The sequence below is a fragment of the Rhizobium ecuadorense genome (genome assembly GCF_001187535.1).
In the GTDB taxonomy this organism is placed as follows: domain Bacteria; phylum Pseudomonadota; class Alphaproteobacteria; order Rhizobiales; family Rhizobiaceae; genus Rhizobium; species Rhizobium ecuadorense.
This window is the reverse complement of sequence record NZ_LFIO01000831.1, coordinates 1-253: the sequence shown is the minus strand read 5'-3', so window position 1 is coordinate 253 and position 253 is coordinate 1. Positions and strand designations below refer to the sequence as shown.

General features: G+C 58.5%; 1 protein-coding gene. It reads right to left on the bottom strand.

Features of this window, described 5'->3' with window-relative positions; all coding sequences use genetic code 11:
* Positions 1-230 (bottom strand): GNAT family N-acetyltransferase (locus AF337_RS14510; protein WP_152971080.1); only part of this gene is annotated, 230 nt, incomplete at its 3' end.
* Positions 231-253: the final 23 nt, after the last annotated feature.

Here is a 253-nt window from a genome sequence, read left to right as displayed (position 1 = left end):
AGGCCGCAGAGGCCGATCAACGCGCCGCTTGCCTTCTCCTCCAGCGCCCAGAACCCCCAGCCATGATGCTCGAAGTGAAGGTCGATGCGGTCGAGCATCGCATCCGACTGTTCGTCGGTCAGAGGATTGAGATATCTGACGACATCGGGCTCGGCATTGATCGCAGCGAAGGGTTTGCGATCATCCTGTCGCCAGGGCCTCAAAATCAGACGTTCGCTTTCGAGCTTCATCGTCCCTCTGCGATAGATCCTAC